Annotated in this window: 14 protein-coding genes, 1 tRNA gene and 3 rRNA genes; 17 read left to right on the top strand and 1 reads right to left on the bottom strand. The window is 46.2% G+C overall.

Translation table 11 applies throughout. The features are described from left to right. Positions 1 to 8: 8 nt before the first annotated feature. The 16 genes from MLD56_RS22815 to rrf all read left to right on the top strand — a co-directional run bounded on the left by MLD56_RS22815 (position 9) and on the right by rrf (position 18,530). Complete coding sequence (locus tag MLD56_RS22815) at positions 9 to 980, top strand: glycosyltransferase family 2 protein (protein ID WP_029514518.1); 972 nt, start codon at positions 9 to 11, stop codon at positions 978 to 980. Then, positions 977 to 1,408: a GtrA family protein gene (locus MLD56_RS22810; RefSeq protein ID WP_029514517.1), complete on the top strand. Its 432-nt coding sequence runs from the start codon at positions 977 to 979 to the stop codon at positions 1,406 to 1,408. The genes MLD56_RS22815 and MLD56_RS22810 overlap by 4 nt, the downstream gene beginning before the upstream one ends. A 15-nt stretch (positions 1,409 to 1,423) precedes the next feature. Continuing rightward, positions 1,424 to 2,443, top strand: a complete 1,020-nt coding sequence (gene rfbB, locus MLD56_RS22805; RefSeq protein ID WP_029514516.1) for a dTDP-glucose 4,6-dehydratase — start codon at positions 1,424 to 1,426, stop codon at positions 2,441 to 2,443. A gap of 1 nt (position 2,444) precedes the next feature. Then, complete coding sequence (rfbD, locus tag MLD56_RS22800; protein WP_029514515.1) at positions 2,445 to 3,320, top strand: dTDP-4-dehydrorhamnose reductase; 876 nt, start codon at positions 2,445 to 2,447, stop codon at positions 3,318 to 3,320. 128 nt (positions 3,321 to 3,448) lie between these two features. Further along, positions 3,449 to 3,685: a glycosyltransferase family protein gene (locus MLD56_RS22795; RefSeq protein ID WP_029514514.1), complete on the top strand. Its 237-nt coding sequence runs from the start codon at positions 3,449 to 3,451 to the stop codon at positions 3,683 to 3,685. Positions 3,686 to 3,927: 242 nt separating this feature from the next. After that, positions 3,928 to 4,020 (top strand): putative holin-like toxin, encoded by a 93-nt coding sequence (locus MLD56_RS26175; protein WP_219727884.1) that lies wholly within the window; start codon positions 3,928 to 3,930, stop codon positions 4,018 to 4,020. A gap of 372 nt (positions 4,021 to 4,392) precedes the next feature. Then, complete coding sequence (locus MLD56_RS22790) at positions 4,393 to 5,301, top strand: glycosyltransferase family 2 protein (protein ID WP_029514513.1); 909 nt, start codon at positions 4,393 to 4,395, stop codon at positions 5,299 to 5,301. Then, entirely contained in the window at positions 5,298 to 6,698 is a 1,401-nt protein-coding gene (locus MLD56_RS22785; protein WP_029514512.1) for an undecaprenyl-phosphate glucose phosphotransferase, read from the top strand. Before MLD56_RS22790 ends, MLD56_RS22785 begins: the two co-directional genes overlap by 4 nt. Positions 6,699 to 6,804: 106 nt before the next feature. Next, positions 6,805 to 7,677 carry a phosphatidylinositol-specific phospholipase C/glycerophosphodiester phosphodiesterase family protein gene (locus tag MLD56_RS22780; RefSeq protein WP_029514511.1) on the top strand — a complete coding sequence of 291 codons (873 nt, stop codon included), beginning with the start codon at positions 6,805 to 6,807 and terminating at the stop codon, positions 7,675 to 7,677. A gap of 126 nt (positions 7,678 to 7,803) precedes the next feature. Further along, positions 7,804 to 8,514, top strand: a complete 711-nt coding sequence (locus MLD56_RS22775) for a heptaprenylglyceryl phosphate synthase (RefSeq protein WP_049816852.1) — start codon at positions 7,804 to 7,806, stop codon at positions 8,512 to 8,514. A gap of 41 nt (positions 8,515 to 8,555) precedes the next feature. Continuing rightward, positions 8,556 to 10,880 carry a DNA helicase PcrA gene (gene pcrA, locus MLD56_RS22770; RefSeq protein ID WP_029514509.1) on the top strand — a complete coding sequence of 775 codons (2,325 nt, stop codon included), beginning with the start codon at positions 8,556 to 8,558 and terminating at the stop codon, positions 10,878 to 10,880. Positions 10,881 to 10,968: 88 nt separating this feature from the next. Continuing rightward, on the top strand, positions 10,969 to 12,984 hold the full coding sequence (ligA, locus tag MLD56_RS22765) for an NAD-dependent DNA ligase LigA (RefSeq protein ID WP_029514508.1): 2,016 nt from the start codon (positions 10,969 to 10,971) through the stop codon (positions 12,982 to 12,984). Between the two features lie 379 nt (positions 12,985 to 13,363). Then, positions 13,364 to 14,919: ribosomal RNA gene (locus MLD56_RS22760) — 16S ribosomal RNA — on the top strand. Positions 14,920 to 15,016: 97 nt separating this feature from the next. Beyond that, positions 15,017 to 15,092 (top strand) — tRNA-Ala (locus MLD56_RS22755). Positions 15,093 to 15,334: 242 nt separating this feature from the next. Next, positions 15,335 to 18,262 (top strand): 23S ribosomal RNA (locus MLD56_RS22750). Between the two features lie 151 nt (positions 18,263 to 18,413). Beyond that, positions 18,414 to 18,530: ribosomal RNA gene (gene rrf / locus MLD56_RS22745) — 5S ribosomal RNA — on the top strand. The 16S, 23S and 5S rRNA genes sit together here with 1 tRNA gene alongside, the layout of an rRNA operon. Before the next feature lie 126 nt (positions 18,531 to 18,656). On the opposite strand, the gene MLD56_RS22740 is transcribed toward rrf, so the two are convergent. Further along, a protein-coding gene (locus MLD56_RS22740) for an IS1182 family transposase (protein WP_241113301.1) occupies positions 18,657 to 20,017 on the bottom strand; the annotation gives its coding sequence in 2 pieces (ribosomal slippage) (positions 18,657 to 19,447 and positions 19,447 to 20,017; 1,362 coding nt in all). Between the two features lie 264 nt (positions 20,018 to 20,281). Between MLD56_RS22740 and MLD56_RS22735 the strand changes: the two genes are divergently transcribed. Beyond that, positions 20,282 to 21,469, top strand: coding sequence for a GNAT family N-acetyltransferase (locus tag MLD56_RS22735; RefSeq protein ID WP_029514507.1), 1,188 nt, complete (start codon positions 20,282 to 20,284; stop codon positions 21,467 to 21,469). The last annotated feature ends 94 nt before the right edge of the window (positions 21,470 to 21,563 follow it).

Genomic DNA, 21,563 nt, shown 5'->3' with positions numbered 1-21,563 from the left:
ATATAAGAATGAAATTTAAGATGTCATTAGTTGTACCTATGTATAATGAAATTGACAACATTGATTTTTTTTATGAACGCATTTCAGAAGTACTAAATAAGCATAACTATGATTATGAAATCATATGTATTAATGATGGTAGCAAAGACAATACTCATGCTAGATTAAGAGAAATTGCCTCTACTGATTACAGAATCAAGGTCATTGATTTGTCTAGAAATTTTGGTAAGGAAATTGCAATGAGTGCAGGTTTGAAATATTCTAAAGGGGATATAGTAATCCCTATAGATGCCGATTTGCAAGATCCACCTGAACTCATTCCCTTGATGGTTGAAAAGTGGCAAGAAGGATACGATGTTGTTTATGCAACAAGAACTAAAAGGGATGGAGAGACTTTCATAAAGAAAGCAACAGCCAGTTTTTTTTATAAATTTATAAGACGAATAACGAAAATAGATATTCCGGCCGATACTGGGGATTTTCGTTTGATGTCTAGACAAGTTGTTAATGCTGTAAATAACTTACCAGAAAGTCACCGATTTATGAAGGGGCTTTTTAGTTGGGTAGGATTTAAACAGACAAGTATATCATATCTTCGGGATGCAAGATTTGCTGGGAAAACCAGTTTTAATTATTGGAAGTTATGGAATTTTGCTATTGAAGGGATTACATCTTTTAGCTTTGCTCCTCTACAACTTGCTATGTATTTAGGCTTCATTGTGTCAATTTTTGCATTGATCCGTGCACTTTTTTTAATGATAAATACATTGATATATGGAAATCCGGTTCCTGGCTATCCATCTCTTATGGTTACTGTATTGTTTTTGGGGGGAGTTCAGTTAATTACAATTGGAATCATTGGAGAATATATTGGTCGTGTATATGGTGAGAGTAAACGTAGACCGCTATTTCTTGTAAGAGAAACTATAAATATTGAAATAGAAGCTCAGCAACAAGAAAAAGAGCCCTATAATTTATGAATATTATAAAAAGATTTGAGTTCCTGAGATTTCTTTTAGTAGGGGTTATTAATACTTTAATTGGTTTGTCTAGTATTTATCTTTTTTATAATTTATTTCATTTCAATTATTGGATTTCAACAAGTTGTGGAAATATAATTGGTGGAATTTGTAGTTTTTTTCTGAATAGGAATTTTACTTTCAAGGTGAATGAATGGTATTTAAGTCAGACTTTGAAATTTACCTTTGTAACTATACTTTCTTATGTAACCTCTTATTTCATAGGGTATTTTTTAATGCCATTATTGGAGTATATGGATAAATTATTGATTTTAAATGTTATAGGAGTTGGGAACGTTTCGATTTTAATTGCATCGGGTCTCTACACAGTGTTTAATTACTTTGGGCATAAGTACTATACGTTTAACACTAAAATAACGGATAATTAAATTTAGGAGGTCAGTATGAAACTTCTTGTCACCGGCGGGGCCGGATTTATAGGCAGTAACTTTGTATTGTATATGTTAAAACAGCATCCGGATTACGAAATAGTAAATATAGATGCTCTTACCTATGCAGGTAACCTGGAAAATTTGAAGTCCATTGAAAATAACCCCAAACATAGCTTCATCAAAGTAGATATTACCGACGCACAAGCCATCGACCAGCTGATGCAGCAGGGAATTGATGTGGTGGTTAATTTTGCAGCAGAGTCACATGTCGATCGGAGTATTCTGGAACCGGAAGTGTTTGTGAAAACAAACGTGTTGGGTACACAAGTGCTACTGGACGCAGCCAAGAAATATAACGTGACAAAGTTTGTACAGGTATCAACAGATGAGGTGTACGGTTCTCTCGGAGAAACAGGATTGTTTACGGAGGAAACTCCGTTGCAACCTAATAGTCCTTATTCTGCATCCAAGGCAGGCGGCGATTTGCTAGTTCGTGCATATCATGAAACCTTCGGTTTACCAGTAAATATCACGCGTTGTTCTAACAACTATGGTCCATATCAGTTTCCTGAGAAATTGATCCCGCTAATGATCTCCCGTGCACTGAGCGATCAACAGCTACCTGTATACGGGGATGGCTTGAACATTCGCGATTGGTTGTATGTAGAGGATCATTGCAGCGCCATTGATCTGGTCATTCATCAGGGTAAACTGGGTGAAGTATACAATATCGGGGGAAATAACGAGCGGACAAATGTGCATATCGTCAAAACGGTATTGGAGGAGCTGGGCAAGCCAGAATCTCTGATTTCGTATGTGCAGGATCGTCCAGGTCATGACCGCCGCTATGGGATTGATCCTACAAAGACCATGAATGAGCTGGGCTGGAAGCCAAAGCATTCTTTTGAAACCGGCATTAAAGAAACGATTCGCTGGTATTTGGACAACGAAGAATGGTGGACTCGCATTCAATCTGGTGAATATCAACAATACTATGCAAAGCAGTACGGTTCCCGCTTGGGGGATGTGTAGAATGAAGGTACTGGTCACTGGAGCATCCGGCCAACTTGGTAAAGACGTAGTAAAGGTTTTTCAAGAGCAAGGACATGATGCCCTTGGTTACGATCGGGAACAATTGGATATCACGGATTTGCAGCAGACTGTGAAAATTGTAGGACAATATCAACCTGATGCCGTAATCCACTGTGCAGCGTATACGGCTGTGGATGCAGCGGAGACCGATGTAGACGGGGCTTATCAAGTCAACGCGGCAGGTACACGTAATATGGCTCTGGCTGCGGAAAAGGTTGGAGCCAAGCTGGTTTATATCAGCACAGATTATGTGTTCGATGGAACGGCAAAACAGCCATATCATGAGTACGATAATACCAATCCACAGAGTATCTACGGAAAGTCCAAACGTGCGGGAGAAGTGTTGACCCAAACACTTTCCTCCAGGTACTTTATTGTTCGTACATCTTGGGTATATGGATTGCACGGGAACAATTTTGTGAAAACGATGCTGAAGCTTGGACAGGAGAAGCCGCTTCTCCAGGTAGTGAATGATCAGAAGGGTTCACCTACTTATACGGTGGATTTGGCACGTTTTTTGGCGGAATTGATGCAAACGGAGAAATATGGCGTATACCATGCATCCAATAGTGGTTTCTGTACTTGGTATGAATTTACGCAAGCTATTTTACAGGATGCGGCGGAAATATTAGATGCCAAGATCACAGCGAAATTGGAGCCATGCAGCACAGAGCAATTCCCCAGACCAGCAGCGCGGCCACGTAATTCTGTTATGGAGCATATAGCGATCCGGACAAATGGGTTACATGATTTACGTTCTTGGCGTGAGGGATTGCGGGATTTCTTAAAAGAGTATCTGGCAAGCTCGAGTAAGTAAAGGCACATTATATCTATAGCGATCTCCCATCATATCATGATTGGGAGATTTTATTATGTAGCCACATATGTCAATCAAGTTCAATGACATTCGATTATTACGCTTTTTGTGATCAGGATGATGTATGGATGCCGAATAAACTTGCTCAGGCAGCTGACATCCCCCGACCTGTATCCTTCTATAATGCTCTCATTGAGAATGTATGTGCAGGTTGTACTGTGGTGATCAATAAAGAAACACTCCAACTCGTGAAAAAGAGAATTCCGACTTCTTTGGATAACATTATCATGCATGACTGGTGGATTTACTTATGCACCTCCTCTTTTGGTGAGGTTGTTTTTGGCCCCAAGCCGTCCATTTTATAGACAGTCACGGTTGGACAACTGGATTTATAAGTTGGTTTTCGTATTGAGGAAGTTATAGAGGTATGGAAAGAAAAATATTGAAACTTTTTTCCATATATAAGCGTCAAATAGTCAAAGGTGCAAATGAATACTAGATAAAATACCATCGAATGCGTGTTCCTTTATGGAAAAATATAGTATAATTGAAACGTGCAACCGATAGAGCTGGCAAGGGCGGTCGGCTAACTCTCCCGAGGAGGGGGGTGAAGCCTGTGACAGTGTTTGAGGCGCTCAGTTTAATGCTGACGTTCGGGGCGTTAATCGTCACACTGTTAGAGTTTAACAAACGAAAATAGACCGCCCCCGCAAGGAAGGGTCTATTTTCGGCCTGATTGTTCCAAAACCGTCCGCTCTTGGAGCGTTGGTTGCGCAGGGGCTGGCTGGCACCAGCCCTTTTTCCATGTATATCTTACCACGATGAATTTTAGACCTCAACCGAGGATTTTACAAAAATCTAATAAACGACTTCCAATGAACAATATATAGATCGAAATGATTTCGTTTGTCTATATTTGCGCTTTAAAGTGACAGGAATCGAATTTTGCATAATCCTTCTAAACTATGTAAGGTTACAAGTTATGTGCTTTTTTGCGCCCCGTGGTCTGCGCGGTATGCTATAATAGGCGATAGTAGAATAGATTACTGAATTTGTCAGGAGCGTTTTAAATATGGATGTAAGCATACTGGTCGTCAACTATAATACGTGTCAATTGACGCTGGATTGTTTGCAGTCGGTGTATGCGTCCGAGACGCAATACCGATATGAAGTGATTGTTATTGATAATCACTCCAGTGACGGATCTGTTGAGGCTATTCGTGCTGCATACCCGGAGATTATGTTGATAGCCAATGAGGATAATACAGGTTTTGCCAAGGCAAACAATCAGGGAATGGAAGTAGCCGGCGGACGTTATATATTGCTATTGAATTCCGATACGCTGGTGCAGCCGGACACACTGGATACGATGATTCCGTTTATGGATACGCATCCGGAGATGGGAGCATCGGGCTGTAAGGTCATCCTGCCGGATGGTTCGCTGGATAAGGCATGCAAGCGTGGATTTCCAACGCCGTCAGCTTCTTTTTACTACGCTTTCGGCTGGTCGAAGCGTTACCCGGATAGCCCGAAGTACAATCAATATCAGCTTGGGCATCTAAGCCCGGATGATGAGTATCCAGTAGATGTACTGGTAGGTGCTTTTATGCTAGTACGCCGGGAGACGATTGACCAGGTCGGGGGGTTGGACGAAACCTTTTTTATGTATGGTGAGGATATTGACTGGTGCTACCGGATTAAGCAAGCCGGGTGGGGCATTTACTACTACCCGCGCACATATATTATTCATATCAAAGGGGGCAGCGCTCGCCGCCGTCCTTTGAAAATTATTTATGAGTTTCATAGAGCTATGTGGGTATTTCATCGTAAGCATTATAAACAGCAATACAGTTGGATCACCAATATGGCTGTATATGCGGGGATTGCCGTGAAATTTGGAATGGCTTTCCTGAAAAATAAGTTGTCCGCACCGGTCAAGCCGGACGGCGGGGAACAATCTCATACTGAGGTGAAAGCATGATACGCAGAAATCAGCGTTTTTTAACCCAATTATATATTGTGGCGGATTTCGCGGTCATTCAGTTGTCCTTTCTGATCGCTTGGTTTTTCAAATTTGAAAGTGAATGGATCACCTATACAGAACCGCTTCCTATTCAAGTATATGGAGGCTGGAGCTTAATCTACGGCCTGATTGCCGTAGTGCTGGGGATGTTATTTTCGCTCTATTCGCCCAAACGCAAAAAACGATTTGCAGATGATGTATTTCGCGTCACCCAGATTCATATCGTTGGACTGTTCGTGCTGTTGAGTGTGATGTTCTTCGTGAAACAAATTGATATCTCGCGGTCCTATCTGGCAATCTATATGGTTGGAAACGTGCTGCTTATTTTGTTTTATCGATTTTTCTTGAAGCAAGTTCTTAAAGCTCTCCGTCAAAAAGGGTACAACAAACAATTCATGCTTATTCTTGGGGCGGGTACTCTAGGCCAGCGATTTTATCATAACCTTGGACAGTATCCTGATCTGGGATACGAGGTAGTGGGTTTTCTGGATGATAAGCGGCATTGGAGTGAAGAGGAAGAGGCGCATTTCCGCCCGATTCTTGGAGGCTTAGATCAATTGGAGGCTACGCTGTCGCGTCTGATGATTGACGAGGTCATTCTGGCGCTGCCGCTGGATGCTCATGATAAGTACCCCAAGATTATCAACATGTGTGAAAAGGCTGGAGTGCGCACGCTTATAATCCCCGACTTTTTCGATTATTTGCCGGCTCGCCCGTACTTTGATAACTTTGCAGGTATGCCGATGATCAATGTGCGGGATATTCCACTGGATGTAGCGGGGAATCGATTGTTTAAGCGCCTATTCGATATTTTATTCTCTTTATTCGCGATTCTCCTGACCTTTCCGATCATGCTAGCAGTAGCGATTGGTGTGATGATTACATCCAGAGGGCCCATCATTTTTAAGCAGGAGCGGGTAGGCTTGAATCGTCGCACCTTCCGAATGTACAAATTTCGTTCGATGAAGGTGTTACCACCTGGAACTGAAGATACGGGCTGGACGACTGCTAATGACCCAAGACGCACACGTTTTGGTACTTTTATTCGTAAAACGAGTCTCGACGAGCTGCCGCAGTTTTTCAACGTTCTGCTGGGTGATATGAGTGTCGTTGGTCCACGCCCAGAGCGGCCCTATTATGTGGATCAGTTCCGTGAGGAAATTCCAAAATACATGGTGAAGCATCATGTTCGTCCCGGAATCACAGGCTGGGCACAGAGCAACGGGTTGCGCGGAGATACATCTATTGAGGAACGGATTAAGCATGACATCTTCTATATTGAGAACTGGTCGCTCTTATTTGATATTAAAATTATTTTCCGCACGATTCGCAACGGTTTCAAGAACGCGTATTAATACAGAAGCACCCTTCGGTTTAGCCGGAGGGTGCTTTTGCGTCTGGCAGTTGTTTTGAGCATGCGTATGTGGGGTATTGACCTGTACGAAAAGGATGTGACACCCTATGAAACGACTGATTGCTGCGGTCATTCTTTTAATGTTAACCGGCACATTTTTACTGGCTTACAAAGGGCAATCTACAGAAGAACAGACTGACTTTACCACGCACCGCGTAATTTCGCATGCCATGGGAGCCGTTAATGGTTTGGCCTATACTAATGCGCGTGAAGCGTTTGTGGAAAATTATAAAAAAGGCAGCCGCGTATTCGAGGTCGACCTGATGTTTACTTCGGATGGACAATTGGTGGCGCGCCATGAATGGACAGAATCTTTTACAGTGCAAATGCAACAGGAACATGCAGTTGCTACGGAACAGGGCGGAAAACCTTGGAGCTATCATCAATTCAAGAACACCCCCATACACGGTTCCTATACCCCAGTAGATTGGAAGGATGTATTGGATTTATTGGAAACATACCCGGATGCTTATATTGTGACCGATACGAAAGAACAGGACCCTGCCCAAATCAAACAGTTGTTTGCGCAACTGACCCGTCAGGCACAGGAGAAAAATCCCGAGCTTTTGTCCCGTATTGTTCCTCAAATTTATAATGAAGAAATGTTGCGAACGTTACGAAGTATTTATCCTTACCCATCCATTATTTATACGCTCTATGCCACAGAAGATAAGGACGACCAGATCATTCGATTTGTACAACAAAATGATATAACGGCAGTAACTTTACCAGAGAATCGGGTGAGTGGTGCTTTAGTGGAAAGTTTGCGTCAGGCAGGAGCGGTATGCTACGTAAATACCATTAATGAGTTGAAGGATGCGGCTGAGTATGAACAGATGGGTGTGCAAGGTTTCTATACAGATATTTTAACGGAAAAAGAACTTAGTAAACGTAGTTGGTTGTATGCGCTACGCCCCTAAGCTGTCTGAACGGGGTGTTCCCATTTGATACGAACATTGACACCTTTTAAGCACTGTCATAGACTTAGCATAGAACGCTTTTGGATATTGGAATTCGGTTCGACTGGATCATGACAAAAGCAATGGATGCTGGAGGAATGTGTGTTGGCAGATTCAATTCAATCATGGAGGCATGTGTTTAAGCTTGATCCTGAAAAGGAACTGGATGATGAGGCACTTGACGCCGTGTGTATGTCTGGTACGGATGCGATTATGGTAGGAGGTTCATCGGGCGTTACCTATGAAAATACGGTGGATTTGCTGTCGCGGGTTCGGCGTTATGAGGTGCCGTGTGTGCTTGAGGTGTCCAATCTGGAGGCTGTAGTGCCAGGGTTTGATCTATATATGATTCCTATGGTACTGAATACCGCTGACAGTAATTGGATTCTAGGACAGCACCAACGTGCGATTGAACAGTTTGGTTATATGATCCCTTGGGATTTGCTTGTGACGGAAGGATATATTGTTTTGAACGGTGATTCTACAGTCGCTAAGCTTACCGGAGCAAATACTTCGTTGGATACTTCATCTGCCACCTCATATGCACAGATTGCTGACAAGCTCATGCATCTGCCGATTGTATATGTGGAATATAGCGGTGCTTTTGGGGATATGGAGCTGGTGCAAAAAATCCATCGCAGTACAGAGCACTCTCGTGTCCTATACGGGGGAGGAATCGTGGATAAATCTACCGCGTTACAAGCGGCTGCTGTTTGTGACACCATTGTAGTAGGAAACATCATTTATCGTGACTTGGCGAAGGCGCTGGAGACGATAGCTGTGAAATTGGAAGTATAGAACGTGATTTTATGGAAGTTCAGGGAAAGGAGCATGCACGCATGCAATCAATAGATATACACGAGGCGGTAGCTCGCCTTAATCCACCTCAGCGTCAGGCTGTGGAGGCGGTAGATGGCCCACTGCTGATTATGGCTGGCGCAGGCAGTGGTAAAACACGGGTGCTCACGCACCGAATAGCTTACCTCATCGCGACCCGCAAGACGGCTCCATGGGGTATTTTGGCGATTACCTTTACGAACAAGGCCGCGCGTGAGATGCAGGATCGCGTATCCAAGCTGATTGGCCCACAGGGAAGAGATGTGTGGGTATCCACCTTCCACTCGATGTGTGTGCGTATTTTACGTCGGGATATCGAGCGGATTGGATTTACCTCGAATTTCAGCATTTTGGATTCTACGGATCAATTGTCTGTCATTCGGAGCTGCATGAAGGATCTGAATATAGACACCAAAAAATTTGAACCCAAAGCGGTTCAGTCTATGATGAGTACGGCAAAAAATGAACTGGTCACTCCCGAAATGTATGAGCGCAAGATTGGCGACTATTTTGAAGGGATTGTGGCGAAGGTATATACCAAGTACCAACAGCGGCTCAAAAACAACAACTCTCTTGATTTTGATGATTTGATCATGGCAACGATTCAGCTGTTTAAAGAAGTACCTGAGGTACTGGACTTCTACCAGAAGAAATTTCAATACATTCATGTTGATGAATATCAGGATACAAACCGTGCGCAGTACATGCTGTGCAAAATGCTGGCCGACAAGCATCACCGGATTTGCGTAGTAGGTGACAGTGACCAATCCATCTATCGGTGGCGAGGTGCCGATATTAGCAACATTTTGAATTTTGAAGAGGACTACCCGGAAGCGCGTACCATTTTGCTGGAGCAGAACTACCGGTCCACCTCGAATATTCTCAATGCTGCCAATGAAGTCATTGGTCAAAATACAGGCCGCAAGCCGAAAAAACTATGGACTGACAAAGAAGGCGGCGCCAAGATTAAGGTTTACCGTGCTGATTCTGAACATGATGAGGGCTACTTTATCGCCTCAGAAATTCATAAGAATATTAAAGCGGGCAAAACCTATAGCCATCATGCCATTTTGTACCGTACGAATGCTCAGTCTCGGGTTGTCGAGGAAATTTTGATTAAATCGGATATTCCTTATCAGATCGTGGGCGGTATCAAGTTCTATGATCGGAAGGAAATTAAGGATTTGCTGGCGTATCTTCGCCTGCTCTCCAATCCTGACGACGACATCAGCTTGATCCGAATCATTAATGTGCCAAAACGAAGCATCGGAGACACAACCGTCGGTAAATTGCAGGCAGCTGCAGCGGAACGTGGAGTTTCGATTTTCCGTGTCCTACAAGTGGTAGACGATTTGGGCTTTGCAGGACGTACGCGCAATGCGTTGGTAGAGTTTTACGATATGATCGAAGGTTTAAGTCGGATGGTAGACTACCTGTCGGTTACCGAGTTAACAGAAAAAATGCTGGAAACCACCCAATATCGATTGGAACTGCAAAACGAGAATACACTCGAGTCACGCTCGCGTTTGGAGAATATTGATGAGTTCCTGTCGGTAACCATGGAATTTGAAAAAGGTGCGGAAGACAAGTCACTCGTCTCCTTCCTGACCGACCTTGCGCTGATTGCCGATATTGATTCCATGAATGACGACGAAGAAGAGCAAAGCGATGCGGTTGTATTGATGACCATGCATAGCGCCAAAGGTCTGGAGTTTCCCATCGTATTTATTGTCGGTATGGAGGAGGGAGTGTTTCCTCATAGTCGTGCCTTTCTGGATAACGAAGAACTGGAGGAGGAGCGCAGATTGGCGTATGTCGGGATTACCCGTGCAGAGGAGCAGTTGTTCCTTACATGCGCACAGATGCGCACTTTGTTTGGCCGCACCACAGCTAACCCGCCTTCCCGCTTTCTCGAAGAGATTCCGGACGAGTTAAAAGAGGATACGATTATCAAACGTGACCGCTACCGTCGTTCAGGCAATGTAGGCGGATCTTATGGTGGTCGCGGCCTGAATAAAGGTAGTGGTAGCAACTTTGGTGGAGAACGCTCGTTTGATACGATGAGCCGCAGTGGTTCGTCCGCTTCCGCGTCTCCCCGTGTAACCGTAACGACATCTTCATCCGCAAAACCAACTCCGGCTGCTTCGGCAGGAGGCCCATCCATTTTTGCTGCTGGAGACAAGGTACAGCATGGCAAATGGGGAATTGGAACCATTGTCGCAGTAAAAGGGACTGGTAATGATATGGAGCTTCAAATTGCTTTCCCGGCTCCAGTAGGGGTTAAACGACTGCTGGCTGGCTTTGCACCTATTACAAAAGTAGAATAAATCTCAAACATCACTAAATCTCGAACCTCATGAGTGGCAGTTTGGCTTAGCCTCTGCCCTGATGAAGTTCCCGGAGGGATACGCCTGCATGAACCCAATGCACAGGATGGAGCAGCTTGTTGCTGAACTGAACACATATAACTATCATTACTACACACTGGATGAACCCAAGATCAGCGACAAAGAATATGATGTGCTTTATGACGAGCTGGTAGCGCTCGAACAGACAAGCGGTCTTGTGCTGCCGGATTCGCCGACACAGCGTGTGGGCGGGGAGTTACTCAAAGGTTTCACACCACATCGCCACCTGGCTCCATTATGGAGCCTTGATAAAGCTCAGAATATGGAACAGCTGCGTGCATGGAACGCGCGTGTCGTGAAGCTGGTCAATGATTACAATACCAAGAACCCGGAGTCACCTTTGCCATCTCCAGGCTATGCCATAGAACTTAAATTCGATGGACTGACGCTAAACCTGACGTATACAGATGGACAGCTTGTACAGGCTTCTACCCGCGGTAATGGGGTGGTGGGTGAGGGAATACTGGCACAGGTAAAGACGATTAAATCCGTGCCACTTACAATTCCTTTTCGAAACGGAACCATTGAAGTACAGGGAGAAGGGATCATGAATCTCTCTGTATTGTCCAAATATAATGAGACTGCCGCGGACCCTCTTAAAAATGCACGCAACGCCGCAGCTGGTGCTTTGCGTAACTTGAATCCCAAAGTGACAGCAGAACGGCGATTGAATGCATTTTTCTACAATGTGGGATATGCAGACCGTATCCAGTTTAACAGCCACCAGGAAATGATGACTTTCCTGCGCGAAAATCATTTTAAGGTAAACCCTTACTTGACTTACTTTGATAATTTTGAAGATGTAATGGAGCAACTGATTGAGATCGAAGAGTCTCGTGCCGGATTGGATTACCTTATTGATGGGGCAGTATTGAAAATTACAGATATGCGCACACGTGAGGCTCTCGGGTATACCGATAAATTCCCACGCTGGGCGGTGGCATATAAGTTCGAAGCCGAGGAAACGACAACGGTGCTTAACTCGGTTGAGTGGAATGTAGGACGAACCGGTAAAATCACCCCACTCGCAAGGGTAGAGCCGGTAGAGCTGGCGGGAGTCACTGTACAAAATTGTACACTGAACAATGCTGGTGACATCGAGCGCAAAAACCTGAAGTTTGCTTTGGGTGCACGTGTGTTTATCCGTCGCTCAAACGATGTCATTCCGGAGATATTAGGAAAGGTAACGTCTGAGAACGACGGGGAGGAAATTGTCGTACCAGATCATTGTCCAGCCTGCGGGTTTCCGTTACAGCAGCGAGGTGCCCATTTGTTTTGCGACAATAAGCTGGGGTGTAAACCACAAATTGTAGCTCGTATTTCCCATTTTGCTTCACGTGATGCTATGGATATTGAGACATTCAGTGACAAAACGGCCATACAGCTGCATGACGAACTGGAAGTGCGCGAGCCTGCGGATTTGTATACACTCCAATATGATGATCTTGTGAAGCTGGAGCGGTTTGGTGAGAAAAAGGCCAGTAACCTCTTGGCGGCACTTGAAAAGAGTAAAGAGAGAGATTTGGCTTCTTTCCTTTATGCTCTGGGTATACCGAATACCGGTAAAGCAACAACACGCATGTTGGCTGAACACTACCGTGATTTGCACAAGACGATGTCCGCTACGGTGGAAGAACTGATAGAACTACCGGATGTGGGCGGGATTGTAGCCGAAAGCATTGTTGCTTTCTTTGCAGATCCATTTACTCAGGCGGGAATTGAAAAGATGCTGTCTCTAGGGGTGAAAGCTCAGGCCCCTGAAGCTCCGCAGGAGAAGAAGACAGACAGCTTTTTCAGCGGCAAAACGGTCGTGCTTACAGGTACCTTGCATCAGCTTACGCGTGACGAAGCTGCATCCAAGCTGGAGGCACTGGGAGCCAAAGTTGCGGGGTCTGTATCGAAAAAGACGGATCTAGTCATAGCTGGTGAAAAGGCTGGGAGTAAGCTGGCTAAGGCCCAACAGCTCGGAATTGACACCATAGAAGATGAGGATGAATTTATCAGACTGCTGGAACAAGAATAATAGTTTTGCAATGAGTGCAGTCATTCCGCTCTGGGGCGGGGTGGCTGCCTTATTATCTGTTGTATAGTAGGAAATAAAATAGATATAAATAAATGCTTGCTAAATAACTTTAGGCATGATATATTATTAGACGTTGCTTTGAGAGTATCATTTCTTGAAGCGAGGTTGCTGAAAAGATAATCGAAAAAAAAGATTTGACAAGAAAGTAACTAACATGATATGATCTAATTCCTGGCTCGTTGAACGAACGAGAACAGACAAGTTCTTTGAAAACTGAACAAATGGATGATGAAACAAAGATTTCTTCTTTTATAAAGAAGGATCGCTAGCATTAAAAATGAGCTTATCGCTCTTTCTATAAACTAACTTCTGTTGGTCTTTAATGGAGAGTTTGATCCTGGCTCAGGACGAACGCTGGCGGCGTGCCTAATACATGCAAGTCGAGCGGGGTTGTTTAGAAGCTTGCTTCTAAACAACCTAGCGGCGGACGGGTGAGTAACACGTAGGCAACCTGCCCACAAGACAGGGATAACTACCGGAAACGGTAGCTAATACCCGATACATCCTTTTCCTGCATGGGCGAAGGAGGAAAGACGGAGCAATCTGTCACTTGTGGATGGGCCTGCGGCGCATTAGCTAGTTGGTGGGGTAAGGGCCTACCAAGGCGACGATGCGTAGCCGACCTGAGAGGGTGATCGGCCACACTGGGACTGAGACACGGCCCAGACTCCTACGGGAGGCAGCAGTAGGGAATCTTCCGCAATGGGCGAAAGCCTGACGGAGCAACGCCGCGTGAGTGATGAAGGTTTTCGGATCGTAAAGCTCTGTTGCCAGGGAAGAACGTCTTGTAGAGTAACTGCTACAAGAGTGACGGTACCTGAGAAGAAAGCCCCGGCTAACTACGTGCCAGCAGCCGCGGTAATACGTAGGGGGCAAGCGTTGTCCGGAATTATTGGGCGTAAAGCGCGCGCAGGCGGCTCTTTAAGTCTGGTGTTTAATCCCGAGGCTCAACTTCGGGTCGCACTGGAAACTGGGGAGCTTGAGTGCAGAAGAGGAGAGTGGAATTCCACGTGTAGCGGTGAAATGCGTAGAGATGTGGAGGAACACCAGTGGCGAAGGCGACTCTCTGGGCTGTAACTGACGCTGAGGCGCGAAAGCGTGGGGAGCAAACAGGATTAGATACCCTGGTAGTCCACGCCGTAAACGATGAATGCTAGGTGTTAGGGGTTTCGATACCCTTGGTGCCGAAGTTAACACATTAAGCATTCCGCCTGGGGAGTACGGTCGCAAGACTGAAACTCAAAGGAATTGACGGGGACCCGCACAAGCAGTGGAGTATGTGGTTTAATTCGAAGCAACGCGAAGAACCTTACCAGGTCTTGACATCCCTCTGACCGCTGTAGAGATATGGCTTTCCTTCGGGACAGAGGAGACAGGTGGTGCATGGTTGTCGTCAGCTCGTGTCGTGAGATGTTGGGTTAAGTCCCGCAACGAGCGCAACCCTTATGCTTAGTTGCCAGCAGGTCAAGCTGGGCACTCTAAGCAGACTGCCGGTGACAAACCGGAGGAAGGTGGGGATGACGTCAAATCATCATGCCCCTTATGACCTGGGCTACACACGTACTACAATGGCCGGTACAACGGGAAGCGAAATCGCGAGGTGGAGCCAATCCTAGAAAAGCCGGTCTCAGTTCGGATTGTAGGCTGCAACTCGCCTACATGAAGTCGGAATTGCTAGTAATCGCGGATCAGCATGCCGCGGTGAATACGTTCCCGGGTCTTGTACACACCGCCCGTCACACCACGAGAGTTTACAACACCCGAAGTCGGTGGGGTAACCCGCAAGGGAGCCAGCCGCCGAAGGTGGGGTAGATGATTGGGGTGAAGTCGTAACAAGGTAGCCGTATCGGAAGGTGCGGCTGGATCACCTCCTTTCTATGGAGAATCGTTTCCTGCGATGGAAACATTCAAATATGAAGTGTAAGCTTCAAAATTCATCATTCCATTTGTTCAGTTTTGATGGAACTTGTGAGGGGCCATAGCTCAGCTGGGAGAGCGCCTGCCTTGCACGCAGGAGGTCAGCGGTTCGATCCCGCTTGGCTCCACCAATTACAATTTCATCATAAACTGTATGAGAATCGTTAACTCCTTGGAGATTGATTGATAATCAAACAGCCTTGCACCTTGAAAACTGGATACCGAAACGAAATTGCGTTTTAGAATATTCCTTTAAGCTGATCTTGTGTAAACAAGTGAAATAAAGGTAGCAGGTAAGGAAAGATCTTTTGCCTCTGGCAAAAATCATTCTTTATCGAACATCGACATGTTCTTTCTTGGAAAGAAAAGTCTAGGTTAAGCTACAAAGAGCACACGGAGGATGCCTAGGCGCCAGGAGCCGACGAAGGACGTGGCGAACAACGATAAGGCCTCGGGGAGCTGTAAGCAAGCTTTGATCCGGGGATGTCCGAATGGGGAAACCCGGCTGTCTTCATCGACAGTCACTACTCACTGAATTCATAGGTGAGTGAGAGGCAGACCAGGGGAACTGAAACATCTAAGTACCCTGAGGAAGAGAAAACAATAGTGATTCCGTCAGTAGCGGCGAGCGAACGCGGATTAGCCCAAACCAAGGAGCTTGCTCCTTGGGGTTGTGGGACGTCTCACATGGAGTTACAAAGGAACCGGTTAGATGAAGAGGTCTGGAAAGGCCCGCCAGAGAAGGTAAAAGCCCTGTAATTCAAAACTTGTTCTCTCCGAGACGGATCCCGAGTAGTGCGGGGCACGTGAAACCCCGTATGAATCCGGCAGGACCATCTGCCAAGGCTAAATACTCCCTGGCGACCGATAGTGAAGCAGTACCGTGAGGGAAAGGTGAAAAGCACCCCGGAAGGGGAGTGAAATAGATCCTGAAACCGTGTGCTTACAAGAAGTCAGAGCCCTATTTATGGGTGATGGCGTGCCTTTTGTAGAATGAACCGGCGAGTTACGTTCCCGTGCAAGGTTAAGGTGAAGAGCTGAAGCCGCAGCGAAAGCGAGTCTGAATAGGGCGAATGAGTACGTGGACGTAGACCCGAAACCGGGTGATCTACCCCTGTCCAGGGTGAAGGTGCGGTAACACGCACTGGAGGCCCGAACCCACGCATGTTGAAAAATGCGGGGATGAGGTGGGGGTAGCGGAGAAATTCCAATCGAACCCGGAGATAGCTGGTTCTCCCCGAAATAGCTTTAGGGCTAGCCTCGGAAAGAAGAATCGTGGAGGTAGAGCACTGATTGGGTGCGGGGCCCGCAAGGGTTACCAAGCTCAGTCAAACTCCGAATGCCATAGATTTAGTTCCGGGAGTCAGACAGTGAGTGCTAAGATCCATTGTCGAAAGGGAAACAGCCCAGACCATCAGCTAAGGTCCCCAAGTGTGTGTTAAGTGGGAAAGGATGTGGAGTTGCACAGACAACCAGGATGTTGGCTTAGAAGCAGCCACCATTGAAAGAGTGCGTAATAGCTCACTGGTCGAGTGACTCTGCGCCGAAAATGTAACGGGGCTAAACACACCACCGAAGCTATGGCTTGATGCTTGCATCAGGGGTAGGGGAGCGTTGAATGCGGGTTGAAGGTGTACCGTAAGGAGCGCTGGACTGCATTCAAGTGAGAATGCCGGTATGAGTAACGAAAAGATCTGTGAGAATCAGATCCGCCGAAAGCCTAAGGGTTCCTGAGGAAGGTTCGTCCGCTCAGGGTAAGTCGGGACCTAAGGCGAGGCCGATAGGCGTAGTCGAAGGACAACAGGTCGAAATTCCTGTACCACCGTAATCCGCTATGAGCGATGGGGTGACGCAGTAGGGTAGTGACGCGGACTGATGGATGTCCGTCTAAGCAGTGAGGCTGGTGTGTAGGCAAATCCGCACATCGTTAAGGCTGGGCTGTGATGGGGAGCGAAAATTATAGTAGCGAAGGTCTTGATCTCAGACTGCCAAGAAAAGCCTCTAGCCAGGAGAAGGTGCCCGTACCGCAAACCGACACAGGTAGGCGAGAAGAGAATTCTAAGGCGCGCGGAAGAACTCTCGTTAAGGAACTCGGCAAAATGACCCCGTAACTTCGGGAGAAGGGGTGCCTCGGTAGGGTGAATAGCCCGAGGGGGCCGCAGTGAAAAGGCCCAAGCGACTGTTTAGCAAAAACACAGGTCTGTGCGAAGCCGCAAGGCGAAGTATACGGGCTGACGCCTGCCCGGTGCTGGAAGGTTAAGGGGAGTGGTAAGCTCGCAAGAGCGAAGCTATGAACCGAAGCCCCAGTAAACGGCGGCCGTAACTATAACGGTCCTAAGGTAGCGAAATTCCTTGTCAGGTAAATTCTGACCCGCACGAATGGCGTAACGACTTGGGCGCTGTCTCAACGAGAGATCCGGTGAAATTTTAATACCTGTGAAGATGCAGGTTACCCGCGACAAGACGGAAAGACCCCATGGAGCTTTACTGCAGCTTGATATTGAATTTGGGTACGATCTGTACAGGATAGGTGGGAGCCGTAGAACTTTGAGCGCCAGCTTGAAGGGAGGCATCCTTGGGATACCACCCTGATCGTATCTAGGTTCTAACTTGGTACCGTAAACCGGTGCGAGGACAGTGTCAGGTGGGCAGTTTGACTGGGGCGGTCGCCTCCTAAAGAGTAACGGAGGCGCCCCAAGGTTCCCTCAGAATGGTTGGAAATCATTCGAAGAGTGCAAAGGCAGAAGGGAGCTTGACTGCGAGACCTACAAGTCGAGCAGGGACGAAAGTCGGGCTTAGTGATCCGGTGGTACCGCATGGAAGGGCCATCGCTCAACGGATAAAAGCTACCCTGGGGATAACAGGCTTATCTCCCCCAAGAGTCCACATCGACGGGGAGGTTTGGCACCTCGATGTCGGCTCATCGCATCCTGGGGCTGAAGTAGGTCCCAAGGGTTGGGCTGTTCGCCCATTAAAGCGGTACGCGAGCTGGGTTCAGAACGTCGTGAGACAGTTCGGTCCCTATCTGTCGTGGGCGTAGGAAATTTGAGAGGAGCTGTCCTTAGTACGAGAGGACCGGGATGGACGTACCGCTGGTGTACCAGTTGTTCCGCCAGGAGCACCGCTGGGTAGCTATGTACGGAAGGGATAAGCGCTGAAAGCATCTAAGCGTGAAGCCCCCCTCAAGATGAGATTTCCCAATTAGTAAGACCCCTTGAAGACGACGAGGTAGATAGGTTGGGGGTGGAAGTGCAGTAATGCATGGAGCTGACCAATACTAATCGGTCGAGGGCTTATCCTAAGATAAAACGCAAATAAGTTTCGGATCCAGTTTTCAGGGTGTAACCTTGAACGTATGTACAAGTGACATACAACAAGCGCATGGCTATTTGTTCACACGATATGTGATGAAGCTAATAACCTTACGGAAGAATTTGCATAGCAAATTCATGTTTGGTGGCGATAGCGGAGGGGTTCCACACGTACCCATCCCGAACACGACCGTTAAGCCCTCCAGCGCCGATGGTACTTGGACCGCAGGGTCCTGGGAGAGTAGGACGTCGCCAAGCAAAAGTGAAAAGGATGATAATCTCAATGAGATTATCATCCTCAGATTGTCGAGAAACCCCGTCATTTTGAGACGTGGGTTTCTTTTTCACATCATAATGCTCTGGTCTCTGGAGAAGCAGGGGGGGTTACCCCTGTTTCTCCAGGCGATCTAGGTGGATCGCCATCTTCTTCATGTTCTGCACGGCTGCCGTCATAAGGGCTTGTTCCCTGACGTTTGGAAGACCGCGCAAACGGCAATAGCGAAACCCATGGAGCTCTTTGGCATCCGCGAAGCTTCGCTCAATCGTCTCTTTTCGTTTGCGGTACAGCTTTTTACCAGATGGGCTCAGCCGGTTGCTCCGTACCCACTCTTTGCTGTCTTCCCAGACATGCCGAGTCACCACTTTGCGGTGGTTTCGAGACTGGGTACACTGACTTAGCAGTGGGCAATGCTGGCACTGAGCTGGGTCAGAGGCATACTGCCGGTATCCCTTACGGTCCGTCGTTCGGTAGGGCAGTTCCTGTTGGGCTGGGCATCTATACGCATTGCGTTTGGCATCGTATTCAAACTTCCATTTCGGAAACAGTCCTTGTCTGGGATGGAATCTTCGGTGAGCAATCACGGCAAAAATCTTTCGGTTCTGCAAACCTCGGCAAATCGGCGTTGTTAAATAACCTGAATCTAGTGCAACAGCTTCTACTTGAAAACCAAAACGTTCTCTTTGGCGATCCAAACGGGACAAATAGGGGACAGAATCATGTACATTCCCTGGTGTCACATACACGTCCGTAATCAGATTGTACTTCATATCCACCGTGCGGTGGTCCAGATAGAAGAAGCCTTCGGGCTTGCCATCACGGATCATATAGCCGCTGTCCGGGTCTGTTTTGCTCACTTTAATTTCTTTTTCTTCGTTCACTTCCTCTCGGGATTTTAAGGCTTTTTTCCGTGGTTTCTCCGGTCATCCTTCACCGCTTCGTTCAGCTCGTCCATATAGTCTTTAGTATTCTGCAACACTTGTTCTTTGGTGTACTGGTGCCTGTTAGCATTGGCTTTGACGTGTGTGGAATCGGTGACGAGAACACGCCCACCCACCATTCGGTGAGAGATCGCCTGCAGCACAATTTCATCGAAGATATCTTGAAAGATCGTGGTGTCTTTAAAGCGAGTGCGACGATTCCAGCTAATCGTCGTATGGTCCGGAACTTTATCCGTTAAGCCCAACCCCAGAAACCAACGATAAGCTAGGTTCGTCTGAATTTCTCGCTCGAGTTGCCGTTCTGAGCGAATGCCATAGAAATAACCGAGAAAGATCATTTTAAACAATACGGTAGGATCAATGGCAGGACGCCCGTTGTCTGCACAATACAGTGGTCGAACTTTATCATCGATAAACGAAAAATCGATATACTTATCTACTTTGCGGAGCAAGTGATCTTGAGGAACCAGATCTTCGATGGAAACAAATTCGTAGGATTGTTGTTTTTCGCAGTTGGAGCGTAGCATATCAACACCATCCGTTCTACAATAGTTACCTATATTATACAACATTAACGCGGTGTCGTCTTAAACAAAATTAACATAAAATAGGCTGTCGAGACTTTCTCGACAGCCTGAGGATGATAATCTCAATGAGATTATCATCCTTTTTTTATGCATTTTTAGATGGCCACCTGCTTCTAAGGTTGACAGAGAGAATGGGGTTTGCCACACTCTAAGTGTGTAATCTTTTTTATGGATGTCCAAGTATACGAGCGAGGTGATGAAGATATGGAGATCAGACAATTACAGCGTGAGGAATTTGAAGCGGCTATTGAATTATCTCAATATGCTTTTCAGTTTACAATGTCCCTAGAGGATCTGGAAAAGGCCAAGAAGAAATTCAAACCAGAACAAACATGGGGAATATTCGACGGACATGACTTAAATGCTAAACTGACTTTGTTACCGCTTCAGGTATACATAAATGGTCAGGTTTTTGATATGGGGGGCATTGCTGGTGTGGCGACGTGGCCAGAAAAGCGTCGCGGAGGCATGGTATCACGTTTATTGACGCATGCACTTGAAGAGATGAAGTCTGCGGGACAAAGTCTTTCTTTTTTGCATCCATTCTCCTTTGCCTTCTACCGTAAATTTGGATGGGAAACGTATACAGAGTACAAAAAATACGTCATTCCCATTGATAAATTCCCTGCAAAACTTAAAACAGAAGGTACAGTCAAACGCGATATCAAGGATATTTCAGAACTGGACCAAGTGTATCAAGCGTATGCATCTCGTTATAATGGCACGCTGGTACGAGATAAGGAATGGTGGCAAGAGCGGATTTTAAGTGAGAACTATCGAACTGCGGTATATTACTCAGAAACAGGCGATCCGCAAGGATATGCACTATACAAAATTGAAGATAAACAGTTGAATTGTGATGAGTTGGTATATGAAAATGAGACGGCTCGTCGGGCTTTATGGACTTATTTTGCAAATCATGACTCAATGATAACCCAAGGTAAATTTATTTACGTTCCAGCAGATGACAATTTGCCATTTTTACTTGATGATCCTCGAATTCAACAGGAAACTGTGCCTTATTTTATGGGGCGTATTGTGGATGCAGCTGCTTTTGTAGAAAGATTCCCTTTTGAGCAGATTGGAGAGGAAACAAGTTTAACCTTAAATCTGACTGATCGGTATGCTCCATGGAATGAAGGAGTATGGAGATTAACGATTACGACGAAAGGGCAAGGGTGTCTGGAGAGAGTGAACAAAAGCATTTCATCTAAAAATGCCATAGTAGTTGACTTGAAACTTGGGATTCAGTCACTGACGACTCTGATGCTTGGCTACCAGCAGGTTGATGATCTGTGTAAATGGGGGCGTATTGAAGGTAGCAGTGAGTATGTGTCTGCCCTTAAACGCGTAATACCAGTAAATCAAACGTTTTTATTGGATTTTTTCTGATAAAGGCCTATTTAGATCTTTTAAGCTCATCTTTCAGAGAATATAACTTGTGTGGTTATCATTATTTTCAACTCTTTCTGTAATGGGAAGAGTT

The organism is Paenibacillus peoriae (genome assembly GCF_022531965.1).
Lineage (GTDB): Bacteria > Bacillota > Bacilli > Paenibacillales > Paenibacillaceae > Paenibacillus > Paenibacillus polymyxa_D.
The sequence above is the reverse complement of the archived record's forward strand: the minus strand, read 5'-3'. Positions and strand labels throughout refer to the sequence as shown.